This is a genomic window from Nonomuraea glycinis, assembly GCF_035920485.1.
Lineage (GTDB): Bacteria > Actinomycetota > Actinomycetes > Streptosporangiales > Streptosporangiaceae > Nonomuraea > Nonomuraea glycinis.
This window is the reverse complement of the sequence record NZ_CP109166.1, coordinates 1,146,650-1,171,288: the sequence shown is the minus strand read 5'-3', so window position 1 is coordinate 1,171,288 and position 24,639 is coordinate 1,146,650. Positions and strand designations below refer to the sequence as shown.

At 69.6% G+C, this 24,639-nt stretch carries 26 protein-coding genes; 11 read left to right on the top strand and 15 right to left on the bottom strand.

Translation table 11 applies throughout. The features are described 5' to 3' along the window. Positions 1-30: 30 nt before the first annotated feature. Together OHA68_RS05380 and OHA68_RS05375 are read right to left on the bottom strand one after the other, a co-directional pair. On the bottom strand, positions 31-498 hold the full coding sequence (locus OHA68_RS05380; RefSeq protein ID WP_189141812.1) for a DUF1003 domain-containing protein: 468 nt from the start codon (positions 496-498) through the stop codon (positions 31-33). Next, complete coding sequence (locus OHA68_RS05375) at positions 495-1,700, bottom strand: magnesium transporter MgtE N-terminal domain-containing protein (RefSeq protein WP_407674421.1); 1,206 nt, start codon at positions 1,698-1,700, stop codon at positions 495-497. Before OHA68_RS05375 ends, OHA68_RS05380 begins: the two co-directional genes overlap by 4 nt. Positions 1,701-1,796: 96 nt before the next feature. Between OHA68_RS05375 and OHA68_RS05370 the strand changes: the two genes are divergently transcribed. Then, positions 1,797-2,744 carry an EamA family transporter gene (locus OHA68_RS05370; RefSeq protein ID WP_327106599.1) on the top strand — a complete coding sequence of 316 codons (948 nt, stop codon included), beginning with the start codon at positions 1,797-1,799 and terminating at the stop codon, positions 2,742-2,744. Here the strand turns inward: OHA68_RS05370 and OHA68_RS05365 are convergent. After that, the gene (locus OHA68_RS05365) at positions 2,696-3,103 is read right to left on the bottom strand and encodes a hypothetical protein (protein ID WP_327106598.1); all 408 of its coding nucleotides are present in this window, start codon (positions 3,101-3,103) and stop codon (positions 2,696-2,698) included. The genes OHA68_RS05370 and OHA68_RS05365 overlap by 49 nt on opposite strands. Before the next feature lie 74 nt (positions 3,104-3,177). Here OHA68_RS05365 and OHA68_RS05360 point away from each other — a divergent pair, with 74 nt between their 5' ends. Beyond that, positions 3,178-4,116: an HpcH/HpaI aldolase/citrate lyase family protein gene (locus tag OHA68_RS05360; RefSeq protein ID WP_327106597.1), complete on the top strand. Its 939-nt coding sequence runs from the start codon at positions 3,178-3,180 to the stop codon at positions 4,114-4,116. On the opposite strand, the gene OHA68_RS05355 is transcribed toward OHA68_RS05360, so the two are convergent. Both OHA68_RS05355 and OHA68_RS05350 read right to left on the bottom strand, forming a co-directional pair. Beyond that, positions 4,113-4,658: a DUF6529 family protein gene (locus OHA68_RS05355; protein WP_189141805.1), complete on the bottom strand. Its 546-nt coding sequence runs from the start codon at positions 4,656-4,658 to the stop codon at positions 4,113-4,115. The genes OHA68_RS05360 and OHA68_RS05355 overlap by 4 nt on opposite strands. After that, a complete protein-coding gene (locus OHA68_RS05350; RefSeq protein WP_189141804.1) occupies positions 4,655-5,395 on the bottom strand; it encodes a hypothetical protein in 741 nt (246 codons plus the stop codon). The genes OHA68_RS05355 and OHA68_RS05350 overlap by 4 nt, the downstream gene beginning before the upstream one ends. 155 nt (positions 5,396-5,550) lie before the next feature. Here OHA68_RS05350 and OHA68_RS05345 point away from each other — a divergent pair, with 155 nt between their 5' ends. Both OHA68_RS05345 and OHA68_RS05340 read left to right on the top strand, forming a co-directional pair. Continuing rightward, on the top strand, positions 5,551-6,486 hold the full coding sequence (locus tag OHA68_RS05345; RefSeq protein ID WP_327106596.1) for a CPBP family intramembrane glutamic endopeptidase: 936 nt from the start codon (positions 5,551-5,553) through the stop codon (positions 6,484-6,486). A 348-nt stretch (positions 6,487-6,834) separates the two neighbouring features. Further along, complete coding sequence (locus OHA68_RS05340) at positions 6,835-9,771, top strand: hypothetical protein (RefSeq protein WP_327106595.1); 2,937 nt, start codon at positions 6,835-6,837, stop codon at positions 9,769-9,771. 25 nt (positions 9,772-9,796) lie between these two features. On the opposite strand, the gene OHA68_RS05335 is transcribed toward OHA68_RS05340, so the two are convergent. Further along, entirely contained in the window at positions 9,797-10,180 is a 384-nt protein-coding gene (locus tag OHA68_RS05335; protein WP_327106594.1) for an NUDIX domain-containing protein, read from the bottom strand. On the opposite strand from OHA68_RS05335, the gene OHA68_RS05330 reads away from it, so the two are divergent. From OHA68_RS05330 to OHA68_RS05320, 3 genes are all read left to right on the top strand, one after another. Then, entirely contained in the window at positions 10,153-10,893 is a 741-nt protein-coding gene (locus OHA68_RS05330; RefSeq protein WP_327106593.1) for a DUF6758 family protein, read from the top strand. The two genes, OHA68_RS05335 and OHA68_RS05330, sit on opposite strands and share 28 nt — an antisense overlap. Before the next feature lie 71 nt (positions 10,894-10,964). Further along, the gene (locus OHA68_RS05325; protein WP_327106592.1) at positions 10,965-11,681 is read left to right on the top strand and encodes an MBL fold metallo-hydrolase; all 717 of its coding nucleotides are present in this window, start codon (positions 10,965-10,967) and stop codon (positions 11,679-11,681) included. 1 nt (position 11,682) lies between these two features. Beyond that, complete coding sequence (locus OHA68_RS05320; protein WP_407674419.1) at positions 11,683-12,687, top strand: RecB family exonuclease; 1,005 nt, start codon at positions 11,683-11,685, stop codon at positions 12,685-12,687. Between the two features lie 7 nt (positions 12,688-12,694). On the opposite strand, the gene OHA68_RS05315 is transcribed toward OHA68_RS05320, so the two are convergent. Together OHA68_RS05315 and OHA68_RS05310 are read right to left on the bottom strand one after the other, a co-directional pair. Then, positions 12,695-13,585 (bottom strand): alpha/beta fold hydrolase, encoded by an 891-nt coding sequence (locus OHA68_RS05315; RefSeq protein WP_189141798.1) that lies wholly within the window; start codon positions 13,583-13,585, stop codon positions 12,695-12,697. Positions 13,586-13,783: 198 nt separating this feature from the next. After that, complete coding sequence (locus OHA68_RS05310) at positions 13,784-15,571, bottom strand: DEAD/DEAH box helicase (protein ID WP_225277771.1); 1,788 nt, start codon at positions 15,569-15,571, stop codon at positions 13,784-13,786. Positions 15,572-15,922: 351 nt separating this feature from the next. On the opposite strand from OHA68_RS05310, the gene OHA68_RS05305 reads away from it, so the two are divergent. Then, positions 15,923-16,567, top strand: a complete 645-nt coding sequence (locus tag OHA68_RS05305; RefSeq protein WP_327106591.1) for a ferritin-like fold-containing protein — start codon at positions 15,923-15,925, stop codon at positions 16,565-16,567. 363 nt (positions 16,568-16,930) lie between these two features. On the opposite strand, the gene OHA68_RS05300 is transcribed toward OHA68_RS05305, so the two are convergent. From OHA68_RS05300 to ligD, 4 genes are all read right to left on the bottom strand, one after another. After that, positions 16,931-17,164, bottom strand: a complete 234-nt coding sequence (locus tag OHA68_RS05300) for a DUF3107 domain-containing protein (protein ID WP_308112994.1) — start codon at positions 17,162-17,164, stop codon at positions 16,931-16,933. A gap of 83 nt (positions 17,165-17,247) precedes the next feature. Beyond that, positions 17,248-17,868, bottom strand: coding sequence for a TetR/AcrR family transcriptional regulator (locus OHA68_RS05295; RefSeq protein WP_189141796.1), 621 nt, complete (start codon positions 17,866-17,868; stop codon positions 17,248-17,250). Between the two features lie 59 nt (positions 17,869-17,927). Then, positions 17,928-18,131: a hypothetical protein gene (locus tag OHA68_RS05290; RefSeq protein ID WP_327106590.1), complete on the bottom strand. Its 204-nt coding sequence runs from the start codon at positions 18,129-18,131 to the stop codon at positions 17,928-17,930. A gap of 41 nt (positions 18,132-18,172) precedes the next feature. Continuing rightward, a complete protein-coding gene (ligD, locus tag OHA68_RS05285; RefSeq protein ID WP_189141794.1) occupies positions 18,173-19,054 on the bottom strand; it encodes a non-homologous end-joining DNA ligase in 882 nt (293 codons plus the stop codon). 241 nt (positions 19,055-19,295) lie between these two features. Here ligD and ku point away from each other — a divergent pair, with 241 nt between their 5' ends. Together ku and OHA68_RS05275 are read left to right on the top strand one after the other, a co-directional pair. Beyond that, positions 19,296-20,180, top strand: coding sequence for a non-homologous end joining protein Ku (ku, locus tag OHA68_RS05280; protein WP_327106589.1), 885 nt, complete (start codon positions 19,296-19,298; stop codon positions 20,178-20,180). A gap of 527 nt (positions 20,181-20,707) precedes the next feature. Further along, positions 20,708-21,019, top strand: coding sequence for a hypothetical protein (locus OHA68_RS05275; RefSeq protein ID WP_327106588.1), 312 nt, complete (start codon positions 20,708-20,710; stop codon positions 21,017-21,019). A 509-nt stretch (positions 21,020-21,528) separates the two neighbouring features. Here OHA68_RS05275 and OHA68_RS05270 read toward each other — a convergent pair. From OHA68_RS05270 to OHA68_RS05260, 3 genes are all read right to left on the bottom strand, one after another. Then, a complete protein-coding gene (locus OHA68_RS05270) occupies positions 21,529-21,675 on the bottom strand; it encodes a hypothetical protein (RefSeq protein ID WP_327106587.1) in 147 nt (48 codons plus the stop codon). Positions 21,676-22,074: 399 nt separating this feature from the next. Further along, complete coding sequence (locus OHA68_RS05265; RefSeq protein ID WP_327106586.1) at positions 22,075-22,410, bottom strand: hypothetical protein; 336 nt, start codon at positions 22,408-22,410, stop codon at positions 22,075-22,077. Between the two features lie 390 nt (positions 22,411-22,800). Next, positions 22,801-23,070, bottom strand: coding sequence for a hypothetical protein (locus tag OHA68_RS05260; RefSeq protein WP_327106585.1), 270 nt, complete (start codon positions 23,068-23,070; stop codon positions 22,801-22,803). A 631-nt stretch (positions 23,071-23,701) separates the two neighbouring features. Between OHA68_RS05260 and OHA68_RS05255 the strand changes: the two genes are divergently transcribed. After that, positions 23,702-24,598 carry an alpha/beta fold hydrolase gene (locus OHA68_RS05255; protein ID WP_327106584.1) on the top strand — a complete coding sequence of 299 codons (897 nt, stop codon included), beginning with the start codon at positions 23,702-23,704 and terminating at the stop codon, positions 24,596-24,598. The last annotated feature ends 41 nt before the right edge of the window (positions 24,599-24,639 follow it).

The window sequence follows — 24,639 nt, the reverse complement described above, 5'->3', positions numbered from 1 at the left end:
CGCTCTAAGGTTACTCGCTGGTCCTTTCGCTCACCGCCCCTCCCTGACCTCCTCGCCCAGCCGCTGGAGCTCCGAGCGGAGATAGTCGCGGGTGGTGACCTCGCTCAGGGCCAATCGGAGCCCGGCGATCTCGCGGGTCAGATACTCCAGGTCGGCCCGGTTACGCTCGGCCGCCCGCCGGTCGTGCTCGTACTGCACGCGGTCCCTGTCGTCCTGCCGGTTCTGCGCGAGCAGGATGAGCGGCGCGGCGTAGGAGGCCTGCAGCGACAGCATGAGCGTGAGGAAGATGAACGGGTACGGGTCGAACTGGAGATCGGCCGGGGCCGTGGCGTTCCAGCTGATCCAGACCGCCACGAAGACGGTCATGTAGACGAGGAAGCGGGCTGTGCCGAGGAACCGGGCGATCCGCTCCGACAGCCGGCCGAACGCCTCCGGATCGTAGTGCGGCCGCCGTGCGCGGCGCAGGTCCCGTGGCTGGTCCAGGCGGTCTGTCGTCATGAAGGGGACCTCTCTCGCCAGTCCTCGGGGAGAAGGTGGTCCAGGACGTCGTCGACTGTCACGGCGCCGACGAACCTGTTGAGCTCGTCCACGACGGGCGCCGCGACCAGGTTGTAGCTCGCCAGGTAGAAGGCGACCTCCCGGAGCGTGAACTCCGGCCTGATCGGGTCGATCGACGGGTCGAGGACGCCGCCCAGCAGCGTGGACGGCGGGTCGCGCAGCAGCCGCTGGAAGTGCGTCACGCCGAGGTAGGCGCCCGTGGGCGTCTCGTTGGGCGGCCTGGTGACGAACACCTGGGCGGCGACGGCGGGCAGCAGGTCCTGCTGGCGGATGTGCGCGAGCGCCTCGGCCACCGTGCTGCTCGGCGGGAGGATCACCGGCTCGGTGGTCATCATGCCGCCCGCGGTGTCGGAGGGGTAGGTGAGCAGCCGCCGCACCGGGGCGGCCTCCCGCGGCTCCATGAGCGCGAGCAGTTCGGCCGCCTTCTCCTCGGACAGGTCGTGCAGCACGTCGGCGGCGTCGTCGGGGCCCATCTCCTCCAGCACGTCGGCGGCCCGTTCCGGCTCCAGCATGCCGAGGATGGTGATCTGGTCGCCGGGCGGCAGCTCTTCGAGGATCTCGGCGAGTCGTTCGTCGTCGAGGGCGCGGGCGATCTCGATGCGTCGCTTGCCTGGCAGGTCGTGCAGGGCGCCGGCGATGTCGGCGGCGCGCATGGAGTCGAAGGAGGCGATCAGCCCGGCGGCTCCCTGGTCCTCCTGCAGGATGTCGAACCCCGACACCTCGCTCCACTCGACGATCGCGGGATCGCGCCTGCGCTTGTCGCGGTAGACGGCGACCTTGGTGATCTCCCAGGTGGACGGGCTGGTCTCGGCCATCGCCACGTCGAAGACGGTCACCGGCCGGCCGTATACGCTGACGGTCAGGTCCAGCATCTCGCCGATCACCAGCGTCTCGGTGGCGCGCTGCTCGAACCTGCGGACGTTGATCCGTCCGGTGAAGACCACCGCGCCGGCCTCGATGCCGCGCACGCGGGTGATGGGCAGGAACACCCTGCGGCGTGGTTGCACCTCGACCACCATGCCGTGGACGCTCGGCGGCCGGTTGCCGCGCAGTCCGGTCACGACGTCCCGGATGCGGCCGATCTTGTCGCCGGCGGGGTCGAAGACCGGCGTGCCTGCCAGGCGGGCCACGAAGATCTGCACGTCAACCAGGCTAACAGTGCCATGGCATTGCGCCTGGGACCCCGAGCGTGTCAGTATCAAACGTTCGATACGCTAATTACTCTCTGGCGGTGTGTCATGCGGTATACGGGGCTCGCGATCGCGTTCGTGTCCTCGATCTGTTTCGCCTTCTCCGGCCCCATGGCGAAATATCTCATCGCCGCCGGAATGGTGCCGCTGGAGGCCGTCTGGGTGCGGATGGCGGGCGCGGGGGTGCTGATGATCGCCGTGCTGGCGGTGCTGAAGCCGTCGGCGTTGCGGATCCCGCGCTCCCGGCTGCCGTTCTTCGCGATGTACGCGATCATCGCCGTGGCCGGGGTGCAGTCACTCTACTTCGCGGCGATCACCCGGCTGCCGGTGGGCGTCGCGCTGCTGCTGGAGTTCATGGCACCGGTGATGGTGGTGGTCTGGGTGCGGTTCGTACGGAAGATACGGCTCGCCCGGGCCGCCTATGTGGGCGCGGTGACCGCGGTGGTCGGGCTGGCCATCGTGGTCGAGGCCTGGTCGGGGCTGCGGCTGGACGCGCTGGGCCTGCTCCTGGGGCTGCTGGCCGGCGCGTGCTGCGCCGGATATTTCCTGATGAGCGATAGCTTCGGGGCGGATGTGGACCCGCTGGGCCTGATCGCCTGGGGGATGACCGGCGCGGCCGTGGTGCTCGCGCCGTTCGCCCAGCCGTGGAACATCCCGTGGCGCGTCTTCACCGTGACCGCCACCCCCGACGGCGCCGTCACCCTGCCGGTGCTGGGCGCGTTCCTGTGGATGGTGCTCGTCGCCACGATGATCGCCTACATCCTCGGCGTGAACGCGGTGCGCAGACTGTCGGCGGCGGTCGGGGCCACGGTGGCCTCGCTGGAGGTCATCGCCGGCGCCGTGGTGGCGTGGGTGCTGGTGGGCGAGGCGCTCGGCCCGTTCCAGATCTTCGGCGGCCTCATCGTCCTGTCGGGCGCGCTGCTCGCCCAGACCGCCACCTTCACGCGTCAGCCGGAGGCGACGGCGGCGCTCGCGGAGCCGGTGCGGACCGGCTGAGGCGTGAGGCGCACCACCGTGGAGCTCTCGGCCCAGCGCTCGGTGAGGTGCTCGCTGTCGCGGGCGTTGAGCCGCTCCTTGGCGAGCGCGGCGATGGCGTCGGGCTCGGCCGCCTGATCGACGACCGTGACGGCGGCCTCGAAGTCCACCAGCCTGGCGCCGTTGTCCTTGCTGCGCAGCGTGACGCGGACGGAGCTCAGGGCGCCGAGGCCGGGCAGGTCCTGCTCCTGCCCGCCCGTCACCACGTAGAGGGCGCCGTCGTGCCAGGCGTGCCAGGCCAGGCGGGGACGGTCCAGGTCGAGCCAGCAGATGCCGGACTTCTTGGCACCTTCCTGGATGGCGGCGCTCAGATCGCTCACAGCACGACTCTAACCCGGCGAGAAGGCGGGGGCCCGCTGCTGAGCCGGGCACGCAGCCGCTAGCGTGTGTGCGCATGCGCTCACGTCGGTCCGTTCTCGCAGTCCCCGGCAGCAGCCCCCGCTTCCTCGAGAAGGCGCAGGGCCTGCCCGTCGACGAGGTGTTCCTCGACCTGGAGGACGCCGTCGCGCCGCTGGCCAAGCCGGAGGCGCGGCGCAACATCGTGGCCGCCCTGCGCGAGGGCGACTGGACGGGCAAGACGCGGGTCGTGCGGGTCAACGACCTGACGACGCAGTGGACGTACCGCGATGTGATCGAGATCGTGGAGGGCGCGGGGGACCGGCTCGACTGCTTGATGCTGCCCAAGGTGCAGGACCCGACCGAGGTCGTCTGGCTCGACACGCTGCTCACCCAGATCGAGAAGACCATGGGCTTCGAGGTGGGCAGGATCGGTATCGAGGCGCAGATCGAGAACGCCCGCGGCCTGGTGAACGTGGACGCCATCGCCGGCTCGTCGCCGCGGCTGGAGACGCTGGTGTTCGGCCCGGCGGACTTCATGGCCTCGATCAACATGCGCACGCTGGTCGTGGGTGAGCAGCCGCCCGGCTACGAGGAGGGCGACGCCTACCACTACATCCTGATGAGGCTGCTGATGGCCGCCAGGATGCACGACCTCCAGGTCATCGACGGGCCCTACCTGCAGATCAAGGACGTCGACGGCTACCGGCGGGTGGCCCGGCGCTCGGCGGCGCTCGGCTTCGACGGCAAGTGGGTGCTGCACCCGTCGCAGATCGACGCGGCCAACGAGGTGTTCTCGCCGGCGCAGGAGGATTATGACCACGCCGAGCTCATCATCGAGGCGTACGAGCACTACACCACCGTCGAGAAGCGCGGCGCGGTCATGCTGGGGGACGAGATGATCGACGAGGCCTCGCGCAAGATGGCGCTCGTCGTGGCGGCCAAGGGCCGGGCCGCCGGGCTGAGCCGTACGAAACGGTTCAGCCCGGAGGGCTAGATCTTGAAGCCGATCGTGGTGAAGAACCAGAAGGACGAGGTCAGCCAGAGCCCGACCAGCGCGGTGAACGCCAGCCCGCCCAGCACCGGGAACGTCCAGCCCGGTGCGTCCTGCTTGCGCAGGGACAGGAGCTTCGTGGTGAACACCCCGTAGAAGAAGCAGCCGAGCAGCGAGTGGACCATCACGCGCGGGGCGTCGTACTGCAGGCCCAGGGCGTACAGGCAGTGGAAGGCGACCGGGATGGTGAGGATGAACGCCAGCCTCCCGGACCAGCGGTGCACGCCGGCCGGGATGTCGATGCCCAGCTTGCCCCACATGGACAGGGCCGACACGACCTGGACCACGGCGAGCACGGTCGCGCCCGTCGTCAGCCACACCTTCATCGGCAGCGCGGCGGAGAAGCCCGCGACGCCGACCGCGAACCCGGTCGGGGGGTTCACCCGCCCGTAGACGCCGAGCGCGATCATGACCAGGCCGCCGACGAGCAGCGGCACCAGCAGCGATGCGGAGCCACGCGACGAAGGTCGCTGGATGGCGGTCATCCCATCTCCTCGATGAAGCCGTCGACGTCCTCAGGTGTGACGGTCGCGCCGTTGACGGACACGGGGCTGGTGGGCGAGTCGCCGTCCAGCTTGGGGATCGGCACCTGCTTGTCGTCCTGGAACGCGGTGCCGACCTGGGTGAAGCCGCCGTCGGCCCGCTTCACCACGATCCAGCCGGCGCGTACCTTGGCGCCTCTGACTATGGCGCTGGCCCGGTACAGGCCGGACGGCTTCACCGCGATGGGCGCGGTGAAGCGCCACTTCTTGCCGCCGACCGCGACCTGGCCGGTGGCCTTGCCACCACCGAGCTCGGCCGTGACCTTGGCGCCGCCGAAGCCTTTGAGCGCCAGTTCGCTGCTGCCCGCGTCGCCCTTGAACCAGGCTTCGGTCTTGCCGTCGCAGAAGTAGCCGACGGCCTTGCCGTTGCGCACGGAGATGGCGATGAGGCCGCCGTTGTCCCTGACGCGGCCCGCGTAGTCGCCCTTCTTCGGCGCGGGGGGCGTCGTCTCCTCGAAGGTGGGTGTCTCGGTGGGCGACGCGCTCGGCGCGGCCGCCGCCGTTTCTGGGTTCTCGGTTTCGGTGTTCTCAGGGGTTTCTTCGGGTGCTTCGGTCGCCGTTTCGTCGGCTGTGGCGACGGTGGTGTCCGCCGCCGGTGTCGCGGTGATGCTGGCGACACCCAGCCCCACGGCGAGCACGGCGCCCGCCGTCAGGGTGACGATAGGTCCCAGCCTTGACATGGACTTCTCCCAGGGTCGAAATGCTTACCACCCGAGCATCCGCCGGAATTGTCGGAGCGTCTGTGAACTATTGCGCACCAGCCGGACAGAATATACAGATGCAGGAAAATCCCGGGTCTCATCCGCCGTTCGGCACGCAGCCCCCCTATCCATACATGTCGCCTCATCCGCCACGGCCGTCCTGGTTTCTTCCGACGCCGCGAGGGGCCCGTTACGACCACCTGGCCAGGACTCCCGCGAGCGGGCTGTGGCGGCAGTTCGTCGGCACGATCCTGATCGCGGTGAACTTCTTCGCCGTCGGGACGGTGGTGATCGTCGGGGGCGCCATCATGGCGGAGATCCTGGGGATCCCGACGCCGGTGAATCCGGAGCAGATCTCCAGCGACCCGGTGTTCGCGCTGGTGGTGTTGCTGCTGTCGCTCGCGGCCGTGCTCCCGCTGGTCTTCGGTACGGTCGCGCTGGTGCAGCGACGCCGGCCCGGGACGCTGTCCTCGGTGGCCGGCCGGCTGCGCTGGTCGTGGCTGCTGCGCTGCTCGGGTGTGGCCGTGCTGTCGCTCGTCCTGGGGCAGCTGGCCCAGTTCGGCGCGCTGGCGACCACCGGGGAGACGGTGGAGGGCATGTTCGGCTGGACCGGGTGGGAGCGGTTCCTGCCGGCGCTCATCGTCATCGTGCTGCTGGTGCCGTTCCAGGCGGCCACGGAGGAGTACATCTTCCGGGGGTGGTTCCTGCAGGCGTTCGGGACCCGGTTGAGCAATCCGCTGTGGAGCATCCTGATCAGCTCGGCGCTCTTCGCGTCGTTGCACGGGTATTCGTGGGCGGGGCTGGTCGACGTGTTCGCGTTCGGGGCGGCGATGGGGTTCCTGGCGGTGCGCACCGGCGGGCTGGAGGCGCCGATCGCGTTGCACGTGGTCAACAACGTGGTGGCGTTCGGGCTGAGCGCGGCGGCCGGGAACCTTGAGGACGCTCTTCAGCAGGACAAGGTGCCAGTGCCGTGGCAGTCGCTGGTGGGGACGGTGGTACAGCTCGGGGTGTTCGTCATCGGGGTGCTTTACCTCACAAGAAAGCGGTCAATCAGCACTATTTCCGGATGAAAGTCCGAGGGGTGCCGGGAATCTCGCTAGAGAGCTCTCGCCATTCCGGCTTCGGCATGCTGCTCTGGACGGTGTGCGCGTACGCGAAGATCGGAGGTGATCATCTCGGGCGGCCGGGGTAAAAGTATTCCCGGGTTCCACCAACTCGACGAGTTCGACTAGGAGGTACGGCGCGTGGCCTCCGGCGCCAGTGAACCGCCACGGCTACCGCCGGGTGACGACGATCCGCGTGCTGACGACGGACGCGCCCCGGATCGGCATCCCCGCGATGAGCCCAGGATCCGGCATACCCCGCCAGGTCCCACGGACGAAAGAGCCGGCGCGCCGCCGCTGAGCTCGCCCTGGGGCATGCCGCCGTTCGCCGCGCCCACCCCCGAGGACCCCCAGGAGCCGCCCAAGGGCCGCCGCCCGTACAGCTCCCCGACCGCCGAGCCCGAGGTCGAGTCACGCCCCCGTCGTATGGTCGACCGCCCCGACAAACTCGTGGCCAGCGGCCCGCCCCGCCTCGTCCCCCCACCGGCCGAAACGCCCCCGGAAGGCCGCGAGCAGCCCACCCGCCGCGACCCCAGAACAGCCCCCTACCGCATGGCCCACCGCCCCCCAGCCCCCGGCACGGGCCCAGCGCCCGCCGAGGCACGATCTCCGTACGGTGAGGAGGAGTTCGGGCGGTCGTCCGACGCGAGGTCCGAGCACGCAGGCGAAGAGTTCGGGCGCGCCTCAGACGCGAGACCCGAGCACGCCGACGAAGAGTTCGGACGCTCCTCCGACGCGGGGCTCGCGCATGTCGGCGAGGAGTCCGTGCGGTCCGGGGCGGGTGACGACTTCCCGGACGGTGACGAGGACTTCGTACGGCAGGACGAGGGCGAGGAGGCGGACGGCGACGAGGAGTTCGTGCGGAGGGTGGGGCGGCCGCCCGGTGGCCGGCCCACGAGGCCGGACCTGCTGGTCGCGTCCGGGCCGGAGCGGCAGTCCAGCGGCAGGCACCACCGGGGACCGGCGCCGGCCGCACTCAGGCGGGCCGGCCCGATGCGGCGGCGGCGCGGCGTCCCCGCCCCCGTCGTGCTGGCCGTGGCGCTGGCGGTGCTGCTGGCGAGCGGGGTGCTCGTGTGGCAGTGGGCCGGCGCCGGCGATCCGGGGCTGAGCCTGGCCACCGGCACCGGGCGGTCGGGCGACGACCTGTTCACCGTCCCCGCCTCCACCGGCCAGGGCTCCGACCAGAAGCTCAACGACGTGGTCGCGGTGGGCGGCGCCGTCGTGGCCGTGGGCAGTGACACCACGAGCCCGACGCCACGCCCGCTGTTCCTGTTCTCGCCGGACGGCAAGAAGTGGCAGCTCGGCAAGGTGACCGGCTCGACCACGCCCACCGTACGGCGGGTCGTCGGCGGCGCGGACCGCTGGCTGGCCAGCGGCGGCGACGGGCTGACCGAGCGCGGCATGTGGACCAGCGCCGACGGGCTGACCTGGCAGGCCGTGGAGCCGAGCGGCCTGGCCGCCTTCCGCGACGGAGACCTGATCAACGACATCGCCAGGACGGCCTCGGGGTTCGTCGCGGTCGGCCGCGCGGCGCTGCGGGACGGCGGCGCCGGGACGGCCGCGTGGTGGTCGGCGGACGGGCGTGCCTGGGAGCGGGCGGAGACGCGCGGGACAGGCGTGGGAGAGCTGAAGGCGGTGGTCGCCAAGGGCGACACCGTGGTGGCGCTGGCCCAGCCGGGACAGGGCGACGGCTCGCGGGTCGTTCGCTCGGCCGACGGCGGGCGCAGCTGGCAGGCGACCGGCTTCCAGCTGCCCGAGGCGCAGCCGAGGCTCGGGTCGCTGGCGGTGACGCCGAAGAGGTTCGTGCTGGTGCCGACGCGGCAGCGGACGATCGCGGGCGACGTACGCGTCTACTGCTCGCCGACCGGCGCCGAGTGGTCGCAGTGCGGCACGATCGGCGGGCTGGGCAGGACCAGCCCGGGGGTGGAGTCGCTGGTCCCGCACGCGTCCGGGGTGGCCGCGATCAGCCAGGCGAGCCTGGGCGGCTACGCGGTGCTGAACAGCGCGGACGGCCGCGACTGGAAGAAGTGGGCCGAGCTCGGCGACCTGGCGGGGGCGACGCTGCGCGGCTTCGCGATCTCGCGGGCCGGCACCCTGTTCGCGGGCGGCGACCAGGCGGCGGCGGACGTGGACAACCAGCTCGTCCTCATGGCCGTGCCGCCGGGCGGTAAGGCGTCGCGGGTCCGGCTGGACCGGGTGGAGGGCCTGTCCAGGGTCGCCCGCGAGACCAGCCGGGTGGCCGGCCACGACGGCAGGTACGTCGCGGTCGGCTCGGCTTCGGGCGACGCCGGCATCTGGACCAGCCTCAACTGGCAGGACTGGCGGTCCATCAGCCTCGGCGGCCCGGGCCTGCAGCAGCTCCACGACGTCGCCTTCGGCCGCCGCGGCTGGCTGGCGGTCGGCGGCACGCAGACGGGCCTGCAGGTCACCGAGCCCCTGCTGGTCACCTCCCGGGACGGACGCCAGTGGAAGAAGGTGGGGATCTCCGGCGACCTCGCGCGCCCCGGTGACGACCCGTACCTGGACGCGCGGGTGCTCGCCGCAGGACCGCAGGGCTATGTGCTGGCGGGCGAGGACAGAGCCCTGTCCGGTACGGTCTCCGCCGCCCTCTGGTTCACCCCTGACCTGCGCAGGTTCACCCGGTCGAAGAAGCTCCCGCAGGGCGGCTCGAACGTACGCGTCCACGACCTGGCCGCCACGCCCACCGGATATGTGGCGGTCGGCGGCGCCGGGGTGGGCGGCGACGAGAGCGGCGTGGTCTGGGTCTCCGAGGACGGCGTCAACTGGACGGCGCGCAAGCGGGTGGTGCCGCCGGAGGCGACCTCGGCGGGGCTGCGGCAGGTGGCGGCCTTCCAGGACCGGCTCGTCGCGATCGGCACCGCGCAGGCGTCCACCGGCGGCCGGCGGCCCTTCTCCGCGGTCTCGGAGGACGACGGTGTCACCTGGACGACGGCCTGGCTGCCGGCGGAGAAGGCGGCGGAGGTCTACGACCTGGCGGCGGCGGAGCAGGGTCTCGTCGCGGTCGGCCGGCACGGCAGGGCGGGCGAGGACGACAGCGCGGCGTGGATCTCGCCGGACGGCTCGGCGTGGAGCCGCCTGGACCTGACCGAGGATCGGCTGGGCGGCCCGGGGAGCCAGTGGCTGACGGCGGTCACGGTGGCGGGCGAGGAGGTGGTGGCCCTGGGGCGCTCCACGACCTACAGCGACGACCACCTCATCCTGTGGACGTCCACCCTCACCGCCAGCCGGTGAAGGGCTCGGTGACGCCGGACCAGGATCATGGAGCGGGCAGGACGTTCCAGAGGGTCAGGGCGTCCAGCAGGCCGGTCGTGAGCGGAAGGCGTACCAGCTCGTCGTGGGTGCACCAGCGGGCGTCGGCGGCGTCGTCCCCGGCGGCGAGCGAGCCGCCGGTCACGGTGGCGAGATAGTCACGGATGACGTACGTGCCGCCGTTCGGGGCGGGGCGGTCCACCGCGCCCGCCGGCGCGCCCACCCGCACCAGCAGGCCCGTCTCCTCCAGCACCTCGCGCCGTACGGCCGCGGCGTCCGTCTCGCCGGGCTCCACCCGCCCGCCGGGCAGGGACCACAGCCCCTCGCCAGGCGGGTGGCCGCGCCGGATGACGAGCAGTCGCCGTGAGGGGTCAAAGACGATCGCTCCCACACAATTTACGCGCACCTGACCAATATTACGAGGAGATAACAGGCAGCGGCCTTGACGCGTGGCGCGTTGAGGAAGCACCGTGGGTAGCTGTGAGAGCGGCTCCGACCTGCCCGCGGTGTTTTGGCCCGCTTCACGGGCCCAGCGCGTCGAACGCATGGCGATGCGACACGCACGGTGACGTCCTGCCCTACCAGCCACCCTGGCCACCGTCCCAGGCGGGGGTGGAGGCGATGCGCAAGAACTCCCTGCTCCCCGTGTGGCTGCCCTGGCCGCTGCCCGCCGGCTGGCTGGTGACCGGCTTCGGGGAGGTGGGCGACGAGCACCGGGGAGGCCGGGCCAGCGTGGTCGCCCTGTCCGGGCCGGCGCTCCTGCAGGGCCCCGCCGACCTGCTGGTCATCGCCGAGGAGCCGGGCGTGGGGCTCGGCGCCGCGTTCGCCGGGCTGGACGGGCCCGACCCCGGCGGGGGATTCGACTCCGGCCCGCCCAACGCCAAGATCGAGGTGCTCGGCCACCCGACGCCGCTGTGGTGCGTGGGCGGGGCGCCCGACCGGGCCGTCTACGCCGGTGAGGCGCTCGGCAACTGGCTGTGGACCATCGCCTGGCCGATGGAGGCCGGCTGCCTCATCGGGCTCGGCGAGCTGAGCCTGCTCGACCTGCGCGACCACGACCTCGACGTGCCCTTCGGGGCGTTCTCGCCGAGGCTGGAGGACTAGCCGCAGATCGCTCGGCGGCATGTCGCGAACGTGATTCGCTCATTCACCCAGACGGACTAGAGTTCGGAGGCGTGACAGCGCGTATCGAGCGAGTGGTGACCGAGGGCGTCGTCGACATCGACGACGTCGAATACAAGGTCGAGAACAACACCTGGATCATCGGCGACGACGATGAGGTGATCGTCATCGACCCGGCGCGTGACGCCGACAAGATCCTTGAGCAGGTCGGCGAGCGCGAGGTGCTCGCCGTGATCTGCACGCACGGCCTGCCCGACCACGTCGGCGCGGCCATCGAGGTGGCCAGCAGGGACGAGGCGGTGATCGCTCTCCATCCCAAGGACAAGCCGCTCTGGCGGGAGACCTGGTCGGAGACGTGGCCCGACATCGACATGGAGGACGACGGCATCTTCGGTGTCGCCGACGTCCAGCTCGACGTCATGGAGACGCCCGGCGTCACGCCCGGCGGGGTCTCCCTCTACTGCGAAGGGCTCGGGGCTGTCTTCTCCGGCGAGACGCTGCAGGCCGACGGTCCGGGCAAGCTCGGCGGCGAATATCCGCGCCTGGCCGACCAGCTCACCGCGATCGGCGGGCGGCTGTTCACGCTGCCCGCGGAGACGCGCGTGCTGGCCGCACACGGTGACGAGGTGACGGTCGGCGATCTGGAGCCGCACTTCGACGACTGGATCTCGGGGTCGCTGACCCGTACCGAGCCCGAGCCCGCCCCGGAGGGCCCGCTCTCCGACGGCACCAAGATCTCCGGCATCAAGCTCAACGGGGGCGACGAATAGGGTGCAGGACCAGCTCCCGCTGGAAGGGATGCCGCGGCGGCTCTACTCGTGCACGCCGTCGCGGTTGAACGCCTGGCTCGACTGCAGGCGCCGCTACCGGTTCAGCTATCTGGACCGGCCCCAGCCGTCCAAAGGGCCCGCCTGGGCGCACACCAGCGTCGGGTCGAGCGTGCACAACGCGCTGGCGGCCTGGTGGCGGGAGCCGTACGAGCGTCGCACCCCGCTGACGGCGGCCATCCTGGTCACCAACGGGTGGATCGCCGAGGGGTTCAGGGACGCCCAGCAGTCGGCCGAGTGGCTGGGCCGCGCCCGCGACCTCGTGTCCGGATATGTCGCGACTTTAGATCCGGCGGATGATCCCGTCGGCGTCGAGCGCACCGTCGCCACCCGCACCAGCGTCATCGCGGTCTCCGGCCGTATCGACCGCCTCGACCGGCGCGGGGACGAGCTGGTGGTGGTCGACTACAAGACCGGGCGGCGGCCGCTGACGCAGGACGACGCGCGCTCCTCGCTCGCGCTGGCGATCTACGCGGTCGCGGCGACCCGGATGATGCGCACCCCCGCCCGCGCCGTCGAGCTGCACCACCTGCCCACCGGTGAGATCGTCGAATGGCGCCACACGGAGGAGTCCCTCGGCCGCCATCTGAGGCGCGCGGAGGAGATCGCCCTGGAGGCCTCCACCGCCGACGAACGCTACCGCGAGATCATGGGTCCCCCGGCGGCCAGGACCCGACGCCCCTCAGGAGCCCCTGGCGGGCGCTCCGGTGCGGCGAGCGGCACGGGTGCCCCTACGGCGGCGCAGGGCGCGAGAGGCCCCTCTGGGGGCTCTCAGGGCGCCCGTGAGGACAGGCCCTCCGTGGGGCCCGCTCGGGTGCCGGATGAGCTCGACGCTCTCCTCGCGCCCAATCCCGGCCCGCTCTGCGGCTGGTGCGACTTCCGCCGCCACTGCCCCGAAGGCCAGGCCGCCGCCCCCGACCGCCGCCCCTGGGACGCCCTCGCCGAGTGATCCGTGGTTACAGGGGGGTGGGTCTGATGTCGGTGAAGTGGCTTTCGGCGGTGTTCCAGAATCTGATGAGGGCCGCCGCCGTCGTCTCCGGGGCCTCCACCGAGGGGGAGTGCGCGGCGCCCGGCACCACCACGCACTCCGCGTCGAGGTAGCCGGCCATCTCCGACTGCGTCTCGGCCGACCAGCCGTCGTCGTGCTCGCCGTACAGGACCAGGGTGGGGAGCTCGACCTGGCGCAGTTCGTCGGTGCGGTCGTGCATGGTGACGACCTGCTCGGCCATGTACCGCAGGGCCGTGGGGGAGTTGGCCAGCAGGCGCTTGCGCAGGAACGCGATGATGTCGTCGGGCACCCCGTTGGCCAGCGCCTCCGGCTCGAAGCCGGCATGCCAGACGTGGTCGAGCCCCAGCTCGGGGATGTCGCGGATCATCTTTCTCGCGTGCTCCGCGCGCTTGCCCGCGATGGCGGCGGGGCCGGAGCCCAGCAGCGTGAACGAGGCGAACTTGGTGCGCCCGTCGATGACCGCCTCGCGCGCGACCAGCCCGCCGAAGGAGTGGCCCACCAGGTGCAACGGCTCGCCGTCACCGATCTCCTGGGCCAGCAGGTCGATGTCGGCGCCGAGCGCCGCGCAGGTGTAGGCCGCGGGATCGTCGGGGCCCGGTGTCTCGTACTGGCCGCGCAGGTCGACGGCCACCACGCGGCGGCCCGACTGGGCCAGGGTCTGCAGGACCGCGATGAAGTCTTCCTTGCTTCCGGTCAGGCCGGGCACCAGGAGCGCGGGCCAGCGCTCCACCACGCCGCTCACGGGCGACGCCTCAAGGGCCGCGAACATGCCCTGGGGGGTTTCGATCATTCGTGGTGCAACGCCAGGAGGCAGGTGCAGGAATCGCGGCGTACTCACGTGGGGCAACAATACCCAGAGCCCAGCACGTCAACACCGGTGAACGGACTACGCCGGTGCCGTTTTGTCGCATTTATGAGTAATGCCGGATCTGGTGGCGTACACGCGAAAGGCGCGCACCGCGGGTGCGGTGCGCGCCTTCGTGATGATGCTCGGAGCATGCTCAGAGCGTGCTCAGCTCATTGCTCAGTTCATTGCTCAGCCCATGCGGCGGCGGTTGCCGCCGTCGCGGCCACCTGGGGCGCCGCCACGCGGCTGGCGCCGCTGCTGCTTGCGCTCGGTGGCGGCGGACGGGGCGATGTCGTCGTCGTCCGTCGCCAGGTCCGGTGACTGGAAGATCACCGAGAACGGGCTGGCAGGGATGATCCGCTCCGGCTCCTTGGGAGCCGGGGGCTCCGGGGTGGACAGGAAGCTGGGAGCCTGCACGGGTGCCTGCTCTGTCGCTGTTTCGGTCACCGGGGTGGCCTCCATGATGGGCTTGGGTTCGGCGGTCGGCTCGGTCATCGGGGCGCGCGCCACGACGGGCTCCACGCTGTCGATGACCGGCGCGGCCTGTGCCGGAGCGGTGCGGCGGGTGCGGCGGCGCGGCTCGGCGGCCACCGTCTCCACCTCGTTCGTTGAGATGATCGCGGGCGTCTCCTCCTGATCGCGGGAGCGACCGTTCACGAGCTCGACCTCCGGCGTCTCGACGAGGACGGCCTCGTCGGCGGGCTTGCCGCCGCGGGTGCGGCGGCGCTGGCGTGGCGTGCGGGCGGGACGCTCCCGCTCCTCACGCTCGTCACGGCGCTGTCCGCCGCGCACGCCACTGCGTACGCGGGGCCGGCCCGTCTCGCCGAGGTCCTCGACCTGCTCCGCCGACAGGCCCGCCCGGGAGCGGTTGGCGCGCGGCAGCACGCCCTTGGTGCCTTCGGGAATGCTGAGCTCGGTGAAGACGTGCGGCGAGGTGGAATAGGTCTCCACCGGGTCGGGGAAGTCGAGGCCGAGCGTCTGGTTGATCATCTTCCAGCGCGTCAGCTCCTCCCACTCCACGAACGTGACCGCGATGCCGGTGCGTCCGGCCCGGCCGGTGCGGCCGATGCGGTGCACGTAGGCCTTGTCATCGGCCGGGCAGTCGTAGTTGACCACGTGCGTGACGTCGTCGACGTCGATGCCCCGGGCCGCCACGTCGGTGGCCACCAGCACGTCGATCTTGCCGTGCCGGAACGCGCGCAGAGCCTGCTCGCGCTGGCCCTGGCCGAGGTCGCCGTGGACGGCCGCGACCGCGAAGCCGCGCGTGTCGAGCTGCTCGGAGACCATGTCACAGGCCCGCTTGGTCTCACAGAAGACCATGGTGAGCCCGCGGCCGTCGGCCTGGAGCAGCCGGGCGACGATCTCGATCTTGTCCATCCGGTGCGCCCGCCAGACGATCTGCCGGGTCTGCGGCGGGGTGTCACCGTCGCCTTCTTCGACGTCGGTACGCACGCGGGTGGGACGGTTGAGGTATTTACGGGAGAGTCCGACGATCTCGCCCGGCATGGTCGCCGAGAACAGCATCGTCTGGCGCTCGGCCGGGACCAGCTTGAAGATGCGCTCGATGTCGGGCAGGAAGCCCAGATCGAGCATCCGGTCCGCCTCGTCGAGCACCAGGCTGGTGATCTGGCTCAGATCCAGGTGCTTCTGCTTGACCAGGTCGAGCAGCCGGCCCGGGGTGCCGACGATGACGTCGACCCCGGCCTTGAGCGCCTCGATCTGCGGCTCGTAGGCGCGCCCGCCGTAGACGGTCAGTACCCGGGAACCGAGCTTGCCCGCGGCGGTGACCAGGTCCTCGCTGACCTGGACGGCCAGCTCGCGGGTCGGCACGACGACCAGCCCGCGCGGCTTCTTGCGGTTCTTGCGCGGCTTGCCGATGCCTTGCAGCATCGGGATGCCGAACGCGAGGGTCTTGCCCGTGCCCGTCCTGGCCTGACCGATGAGGTCCTGGCCGCTCAGGGCGAGCGGGAGTGCCATCTCCTGGATCGGAAACGGTGTAGTGATGCCCTCGGTCTCGAGGGCATCGGCGATTTCTGGTGTGACTCCGAGGTCTCGGAAAGTCGTCAGCGTGGCCTGCCTCAGTCTCAAATGAAGGCGGGCCTGCCGGGACCGACGGGCGGAAATGAATCCCCGTGCCTGGGTCCTCGCGGTAGAGCCAGCCCTCTCGCGTCATCAGCGACCGCGCACCCGGGGAGCGGGGGTTATCGGGGGGGATTCCCCCGAATTAACACAGTGCGGTCGCACTTTCACAGAGCAGTGTACTCGATACCACAACGTTGACCGAGCTTAGATCTGTTCCCGAAGATTCTGCCAAGTACGCTGCGGGGCATGAACGAGTCTCCTGGGGTCGCCGACCTGCTCGGTGTTCTTGCCTATGCCGAGCTCAGCGCTTTCACGAGGATGACCGAGGACGCCGCGCTGCTGGCGCCCTCGCTGGCCGACCGCACCACGCTGAGCGAGCTGGCCGTGGCGGAGTATGCCCACTTCCGGCTGCTCCGCGACCGGCTCACCGAGCTGGGAGTCGATCCCGAGCAGGCGATGCGGCCCTTCGTCGAGGCGCTCGACGCCTGGCACACCCAGACCAGACCGGCCGACTGGCTGCAGGCCCTGGTCAAAGCTTACGTGGGGGTGGGCATCGCGCTCGACTTCTACCGGGAGGCGGCCAAGCGGCTGGAGCCGTCGATCACGAAGCTGGTCGACGAGGTGCTGGCCGACGAGGGGCGGGCCAACTTCGCGGTGGAGCGGGTCAGAGCGGGCGTGGCGGCCGATCCGGTGGCGAGCGGACGGCTGGCGCTGTGGGCGCGGCGGCTCGTCGGCGAGGCGCTCAGCCAGGGCCAGCGGGTCGCGGCGGCCCGGCCCGAGCTGGCCAGGCTGCTGGTGCGGTCGGTGGCCGACGACCAGGCGGAGATCTCCCGGCTGTTCGCCGCGCTCACCGAGGAGCACGGCAAGCGGATGGCGGCGCTGGGACTGTGAGATGTTCGTCCGCACATCGTGATGGCCGCGCTGGGGCCGTGGGACTTCCGCCCGCACATCGTGATGGCCGCGCCGGGACTGTGAGACTTCCGTCCGCACATCGGGCGGCGCGCAGGCCCGCAACGGTTGTACGGTGCCAGGTATGAGGGCCTCGCGCCGCTATGGCAGTTCTTTGACCAGATGTGGGCCGAATCGCTGGACTTCGCGCGCTGTACTGAGAAGAGGAAGCGCGGACTGTCCGATCGAACCCAAGCGAAATGTCCTTCTCCGCCGCCGGCGGCCCCGCGGCTGCCGGCTCGGCGAGTCCCAGCTTGGCGAGCCCCACGAGGAGTGCTGAGGGGCGGCCAAGCCGGGCCGGAAGCGTTAGAGGGTGCCGCCGAAGCCCACGGGACGGGTCTCGTCCTCACCGATCTCCAGGAAGCCGAGTGACGAGACCGGCACCACGATGCGTCTGCCCTTGACATCGGTGATGGCGAAAACTCCCCGATCGGCCGCGAGAGCCTTCCTGATCTCCTCTTCGACCTGGTCGGCTGACAGGTCGGTCTCCACAACGAGCTCACGGTGCACGGAGCGCACGCCGATCTTGATTTCCATCATGCTCCCTTTCGACGGGGCTGGCTCATCCCATCGTGGCTGTCGAACGGTGGAAACACGCCGTTGATCGCGGCCAGCGAACGGGTTTAAGCCGTACGCGGAAAACCGCTGATGCCCCGCCAGGCCAGCCGGGCCATGAGCTGCTCGGCCGCGTCCTTGGGGATGGACCCCTGGGTGGTGACCCAGTAGCGGGCGCTCACCTCGGCCATGCCGACCAGCCCGACTCCCAGCAGGTGGGCCTCGTCGCTGGTGCAGCCGGTGTCCTCCTGGATCACCGCGCTGACCATCTCCGCGCACTCGCTCAGGGAACGCTCGACCATCTGCCGCACCGGCGCCACATTGCGCAGATCGGACTCGAAGACCAGGCGGAAGGCCTCGCCCTGGGTGGAGACGAAGTCGAAGAACGCGCTGAAGGTCGCCTGGACGCGCAGTTTGTTCTCGTGGGTGGAGGCCAGCGCCTCGCGGCAGCGGGTGACCATGTCCTCGACGTGCAGTTCGAGCAGCGCCAGATAGAGCTCCAGCTTGCCGGGGAAGTGCTGGTAGAGCACCGGCTTGCTGACGCCCGCCCGCTCGGCGATCTCATCCATGGCGGCCGCGTGATAGCCGTTCTCGACGAAGACCTCCTGTGCCGCGCTGAGCAGCTGCCGGCGGCGGGCGAGTCGGGGCAGCCGGGTGCCCCGGGGCTTGGCGTCCGGGGTTGCGGTCACGCGGTCTCCATAGGCTCGTGCGGGTCGTGCCGTCATCCTACGTGCGGGGGGTCGACGTCTCAGCGATAGTCATCATCATCGAGCTCGACCACACGGTCCTGCTCCGCCGCGTCGGCCGGGTCGACCTCGAGCGGAGTCTCCCGGCGCGGATGGCCCCCGTCCTCGGCGAGCAGGCGCTGCTGCTCGGCGGCGTCCGCCTCCGGAGCCTCCAGGGACAGCTCCTCCTCCTCGGCGAACTGCCCTTCGTCCCCGCGTATGTCCATCTCCGACATTGGATCCCCCTCTACGTGTGGACGCGTCCAGCCTACGCCCGGGTGAAAAGGTCGCCGTGCTCATCGGCTCGCGCCAGCACGTCCGACGTGGTGAACACCAGATCCTCGGGATTCGCGCAGCCTTCCACCTCCTTCCACAGCAGCGGGGCCGACACCGTCGGGTGCGCCCTGGCCCGCAGTGAGTAGGGGGCCACGGTGGTCTTGGCGGGGTTGTTCTGGCTCCAGTCGATGAAGACCTTGCCCGGCCGCAGCTTTCTGGTCATGACGCTGAGCACCTGCTCCGGATGCTCCTTCGCGAGCCGCTGGGCCACCCGCTTGGCGTACGCCGAGGCCTCCTCGCGGCCGTCCCAGCCGGTGTAGAGCTGCATGCCCTTGCTGCCGCTGGTCTTCGGCCTGGCGGTGAGCCCGTCGTCCTCCAGCACCGCGCGCAGCATGAGGGCCACCTCGCAGCACTCCACGATCGTGGCGGGCGGGCCGGGGTCCAGGTCGAACACCAGCGTGTCGGGCGGCAGCGCCTCCCCCTCGGCGGACACCCGCCACTGCGGCACGTGCAGCTCCAGGGCGGCGAGATTGGCGTAATAGACCAGGGCCGGCAGGTCCTCGACGAGGGCGAAGTCGATGGTCTCGCGGTTCTTCGTACTGCCGGGCACGGGCAGCCGGACCCTGCGCACCCACGCGGGCGTGTGCTCGGGGGCGTTCTTCTCGAAGAAACTGGTGCCCTCGACCCCGTTCGGGTAGCGCTTGACGGTCAGCGGCCTGCCTTCCAGGTGCGGGAGCAGGATCGGCGCGATGCGGGTGTAGTAGTCGATGACCTCGGCCTTGGTGAATCCGACCTCTGGATAGAGCACCTTGTCCAGGTTGCTCAGGGTCAGCTCACGCCCGTCGACCTTGACCGGAACCTTCGCCTGGCTCATCGGGCCGGGCTCACCTCCTTGCCTCCGAGGGACGCACGGGGGCTCGCCCGTCCACATCGTGTAGGCCACCTCCCCGGCCAGATCAGGTCTAACCCATCGATCCGGGGTGTGGAAGGGGCTGCCGCATGTCCCGGTAGTTCCGCAGATAGAGCTGGCATCGGTACGAGCGGGTATGGCATTGCTTATGTCATGACGGGTATGTGCCCATGAGCGACCCGCCCGCTACCGCTGAGGAGTGCCCATGCGCAGCATCTGGAAAGGTGCGATCTCCTTCGGGCTGGTCACGATCCCGGTCAAGCTCTACTCGGCGACCGAGCAGAAGGACGTCAGCTTCCATCAGGTGCACCGCGAGGACGGCGGCAGAGTCCGCTACAAGCGGGTCTGCACGGTGGACGGCGAGGAGGTCCCCTACTCCGACATCGCCAAGGGCTACGAGCTGGCGACCGGCGAGATCGTGGTGCTCACCGACGAGGACTTCGAGGGCCTGCCGCTGAGCACCTCACGCAGGATCGACGTCCTGCAGTTCGCCCCCGCTGAGCAGATCGACCCCATCTACTTCGCCAAGTCGTACTACCTCGAACCCGACGCCCAGGGCGCCAAGCCGTACGTGCTGCTGCGCGACGCGCTGGAGAGCTCGGGCCAGGTCGCGGTGGTCAAGGTGGCCCTGCGCCAGCGCGAGTCCCTGGCCACGCTGCGCGTACGTGACGGCGTCTTCGTGCTGGAGACCATGCTCTGGCCCGACGAGATCCGCAAGCCGGACTTCGAGTTCCTCGACGAGGACATCGAGGTGCGCGCCCAGGAGCTCAAGATGGCCGAGTCGCTGATCACCACGATGGAGTCCGACTTCGACCCGACCGAGTACCACGACACCTACCGCGAGGCGCTGCAAGAGGTGATCGAGGCCAAGGTCGCGGGCAAGGAGGTCGTCGCGCCGGCGGAGGGCGAGGAGGAGGCCGGCCCGGCCGTCGACCTCATGGCCGCGCTACGGGCGAGCGTCGAGGCGGCCAAGCGGGAGCGCGGCGGCGAGCCCGCCAAGCCCAAGAAGCCCGCGGCCAAGCCCACGGCGTCGAAGGATGCCAAGGAGAAGGAAGCGGCTCCCAAGCGCAAGACGCGCAAGTCCGCCTGACCGCCGCGCCGCCCCTCCCCGTAGCGGCCCGTCCCGCCGCCGCGCCCGCTGTTCGACGGCGTGTACGCGGGGTCGCCGTCAGTTGTGTGTACGCGGGCGTACCGGCTTTGGGGTGATCTGTTCCCCGTCGGGTCTCAGCTTGTCGGCGAGGCGGCTGCTTTCGGCGTGCCGGTGATCTTCTGAACGAGCCGTGCGGGCGTTTCGGTGATCGTGAGGGGCGGCGAACCTCTTTGGTGATCTTGTGTTGGGTGGTCGGCAGCGGCGTGATCTTGGGATGGCGTACCTGGAAGAAGTAGATCGCCAGGCGGGACATAATCGGACAAATCGCAGCATTTCATTTGATAAACGCTTAATACAAGTAAGGTGATTCTTGGGGTATAGCAAAAAGGGCTGGTTCCTGTTTATTTGCCCCCTGTCCCGGAAATGTCTTTTCTCGGATGGACTAGCTAGCGGGCCATCCAGGACAGTTACCGGTAATCCGGAAAATGTCGAGAACGGGGCAAACCGATCCTTTAGGGGGAAACGCAATGCCCAAGCTCAAGAGTGTTATCGCAGGAGTCGCCATCAGTACGGCGCTGACTGGGGGAGCCGTCAGTCTGGGCGCGATGACCACCGCGACCAGCGCCAACGCGGCCACCACTGTAAAGGCCGGCACGTCCGTCCTCGCCGGCTCGGGCTGCTGGCGGCACCGCCGCTGCGGCTGCGGCGGCGGCTGGCGGCACCGTCACCACGGCCACCAGAGAATCCGCATCAAGCTGCACGTGCACAACAACAACCTCAACAACAACCACAACGACAACCGCGTAAGCGAAAAGCAGCACGACGATTTCTGGGACTAGTCCGCCGACGCTGAGCGGGATCGCGCTCTAGCTTGAACCTGTGTTGCATATCTGAATGCCATAGGGTTTCATCAATGCGATGAGGTCGAGCGCCTGTATGAGTGCCCGTGTTCAAGGGTGATGTCGTTCTTCGCTGGACGGCGACATTCACTTCTTGAATACGGGCATTCGGCATTGCGAAAGAACGAAATGACAGGGCGACCCCAGCCTCACGCACCCCCCGAACGACCGCACCCCCCGAACGACCGCACCCCCCGAACGACCGCACCCCCCGAACGACCGCACCCCCCGAACGACCCCACCCCCCGAACAACCCCACCCCCCGAACGACCCCAGCACCACCCCGAGCCCCAGCGCGACGCCCCCAGCGGCCTCGGCGGCAGCCCTCCGAAGCCGGCGTCCGCCCCCGGACGCCACCCAGTACGGAATTCCCCGGCCCGCCGGGTTCTGCCCGCGCCGCCCGACCCCTCGCCCCCCGACAGGCCCCCGCCTGCCCGACCCTGGGCCATCTACCCGGCCCAGGGCCGCACGTCGCCGTACAGGTCTGAGACCCGGCCGGTCGATCGGGCGGATGCGCCGCCACCATCGGCATGCTGGAAGACCTCGCTCTCGCCCTGCGGGCCGCCATGGCCGGTGCCGACGTGGGGTGGCGGCACTTCGCGCACGTTCGGGTCTCGCCCAGCGGCACAAGGTCGACGGTTCGGTGGTGGCCGAGGCTGACCTGGCCGCGGAAGAGGAGGCGCGCGCCGGGGCCTGCTCGCCGAGCGACCGGCGGCGTGGAGGCCGGTGAGCGACGGCTTCGGGACGACTGCCGCCGGCGATGTGACGGGCCGGAACCGGAGGCGACGATCAAGCCTTGATCCGGGGCTCGGCAGGGCGGGGGCGGGCGTGGGGAATGCCGAATGCCCGTATTCGATGGATGAAGTTCGCTGCTCGGTGAGGAGCGGCGGTCCATCGAATACGGGCACTTATCCAGGTGCTAGGAGTTCATCGCAGATGCAACCCTATGACCCTTGGATGTTAGACACGGGATCAAGTTGACGCGTGATCCTTGGTCACTCTTCGACTTCGGGCGTGGTGCTGGCGGTGGTGAGGCCACGCTTCTTGATGTCGATGTCGCGACGGTTGTCGTTGTGGTTGTTGGTGTGGTTGTTGTTGTGCACGTGCACCCTCAGACGGATCCGGTGGTGACGGTGGTGGTGACGCCAGCGGCCGCCCCAGCCCCAGCCGCAGCTGTTGCCGTGCCCGCAGCCCGAAGCCAGGACGGACGAACTGGTGGCGACGCCGGCCTCGGCGTTGGCCGCCGAGGTCGTCGCGCCCATGGCGACCATGCCACCCGACAGCGCCGAGCCGATGGCGAAACCCGCGAGAAGAGTCTTGAGCTTGGGCATTGCTTTTCCCCCTAAAAGGATCGGTTGCCCCGTTCTGATGTTTCCGGATTACCGGGAACTGTTGCGAATAACTGCTATATGTCATCCGCATCGTGTATATTTCCTGCCCCGATGGCCGACAAACCAGAGGATGTCCGGCTTTGCTCCGTAATAGAATTTTCATTACATTGGAAATCCAGGCACAGTAAAAGGCTCCCCGGGCAAGCCTGGCGAGCCTTCTTGTGAATGGCAGTCCGAATGGAGAACGAGGTCGCGTACGGGACCGAGACGAGTGCCCGTATTCACCGGAGGTCGTCCAGCGATCACCGGTGAATACGGGCGCTCATTCATATGCCTCGGCGGCGCGTGCCCGGATGGTCGGACCAACCGGGCCGAGGTCGGGCGGAAGCCTCAGCCGATCTTCTCTTTTACGCTTCTCTCTTCGTCGTTCAGGTTGACGTTGTTGGTGCAGTTGCGGTTCTGGACGGTGACGTTGATGCCGCGCCGGTTGAAGTGCCGGTGGTGGTTGTCGCCCCTGCAGTGGTCCCCGGCACGGAAGGCGGGCACGTCCCTGTCGACGCCGGCGCTCGCCGTGGCGGTCAACGCGCTCATGCCGACCAGGCCGCCGGCCAGTGCCGTGCTGATGGCGACTCCCGTGATAACACCCTTGAGCTTGGGCATTGCGTTCCCCCTGAATGATGTGGTGGTTCGTTCTCGACGTCTTCCGGATTTCCGGAGAACGTCCCGGATGGCTGGCCGGCCATCCATGGAATGGCATTTCCTGGACAGAAGAGAAGTAAACGGTGTCTGTGCTATTTTGCCGTAGAGCAACAGCTTTATTGCTCACATCGAATGCCATCTGTTGTAATAGCACGACTTGTCCGAATTTGCGGTACTCGGCTCAATAGGGCGCGCCGCGGCCGGAGAGGGCCGGAGGTCGCTACGAAGTTCCGCCATCTCCTGAGGGTGTGTTCACTTCACGGCCTTCGAGGCAACGCCAAGTGCCTCTACTGTCGCCCCGCCTGCCATCTGGTTGTCATGTTCTCCGTTCTCGATGGACGCAAACGACGATCAGTAGCCTTTATCCATAGTTGGAAACTCATGAGATCGTTTAGATATCCATAAATAGAAATAGGCTGATATGTCCGAATAGGGTGATGGCAAGTCCCAAGGGCGCCCGCCGCGTGACGGCCCCACGGCCAGTGCCCCGGCATCTCCGTCTTTCGTATGGTTGTTACGTGGCACCGCGCCCGACGTCCCCCAGACCGAGGCCCGGCATCACGTACGTACGTACAGCGGAAAGGAGCACGCGATGGCGGAGCCGGTCCCGCACTGGCCGGGACGCATGGTCGGCCCAGTGCACGTCAGGTCCACCCCCGAGGGCGCTCCCGAGCAGGCGGTGTTCGTCCACGGCCTGGCCGGTTCGGCGACCAACTGGACCGACCTGATGCAGGAGCTGAAGGACGAGGTCACCGGGCACGCCATCGACCTGCCCGGAGCCGGGTTCTCGCCCGAGCCGCCCGACGGGGACTACAGCGTCGCCGCGAACACCGCCGCGGTGATCGGTTTCCTGGAGCGCATCGGGCCCGCCCATCTGTTCGGCAACTCGATGGGCGGCGCGATCTCGGTCAGGGTCGCCGCCACCCGCCCCGACCTGGTCCGCTCGCTGACGCTCATCTCGCCCGCGCTGCCCGACCTGCTGCCCCGGTACGGCCCGGTGCGGGTGGCGGCGGCCGCCACGCCGCGGCTGGGCGAGTGGGTGGCCGACAGGCTCCGGCTGGTCCCGGCCGAGCAGCGGGTCAACGCCTCCTTCAGCATGGTCTGGGCCAACGCCCGCGCGGTGCACCCGGTGCGGCTGCGCGACGCGGTGGAGGAGCTGCGCCGGCGCGATGCCCTGCCGCACGCCGGCGCCGCGATGATCGGCTCGGCCCGCGGCATCGTGGCCGAATACTTCCGCCGTGGCGAGGGCAACCTGTGGCGGCAGGCGGAGAAGGTCCAGGCGGCCACCCTGATCATCCACGGCAGGCACGACCGGCTGGTCAGGCCCGCCATGGCCGCGAAGGCGCACCGCGCGTTCCACCAGGTCAGGCTGGTGCTGCTGCCCAGGGCGGGGCACGTGGCGATGATGGAGCTGCCGCAGGTCGTGGCCATCGAGGCGCGCCGTCTGATCGGTGAGACGCGATTGGGGAATGCCCCGCTGCCCGGCTAGGTTCCACTGAGAGATAAGACCCCTGAACGGGAGCGTTGAAA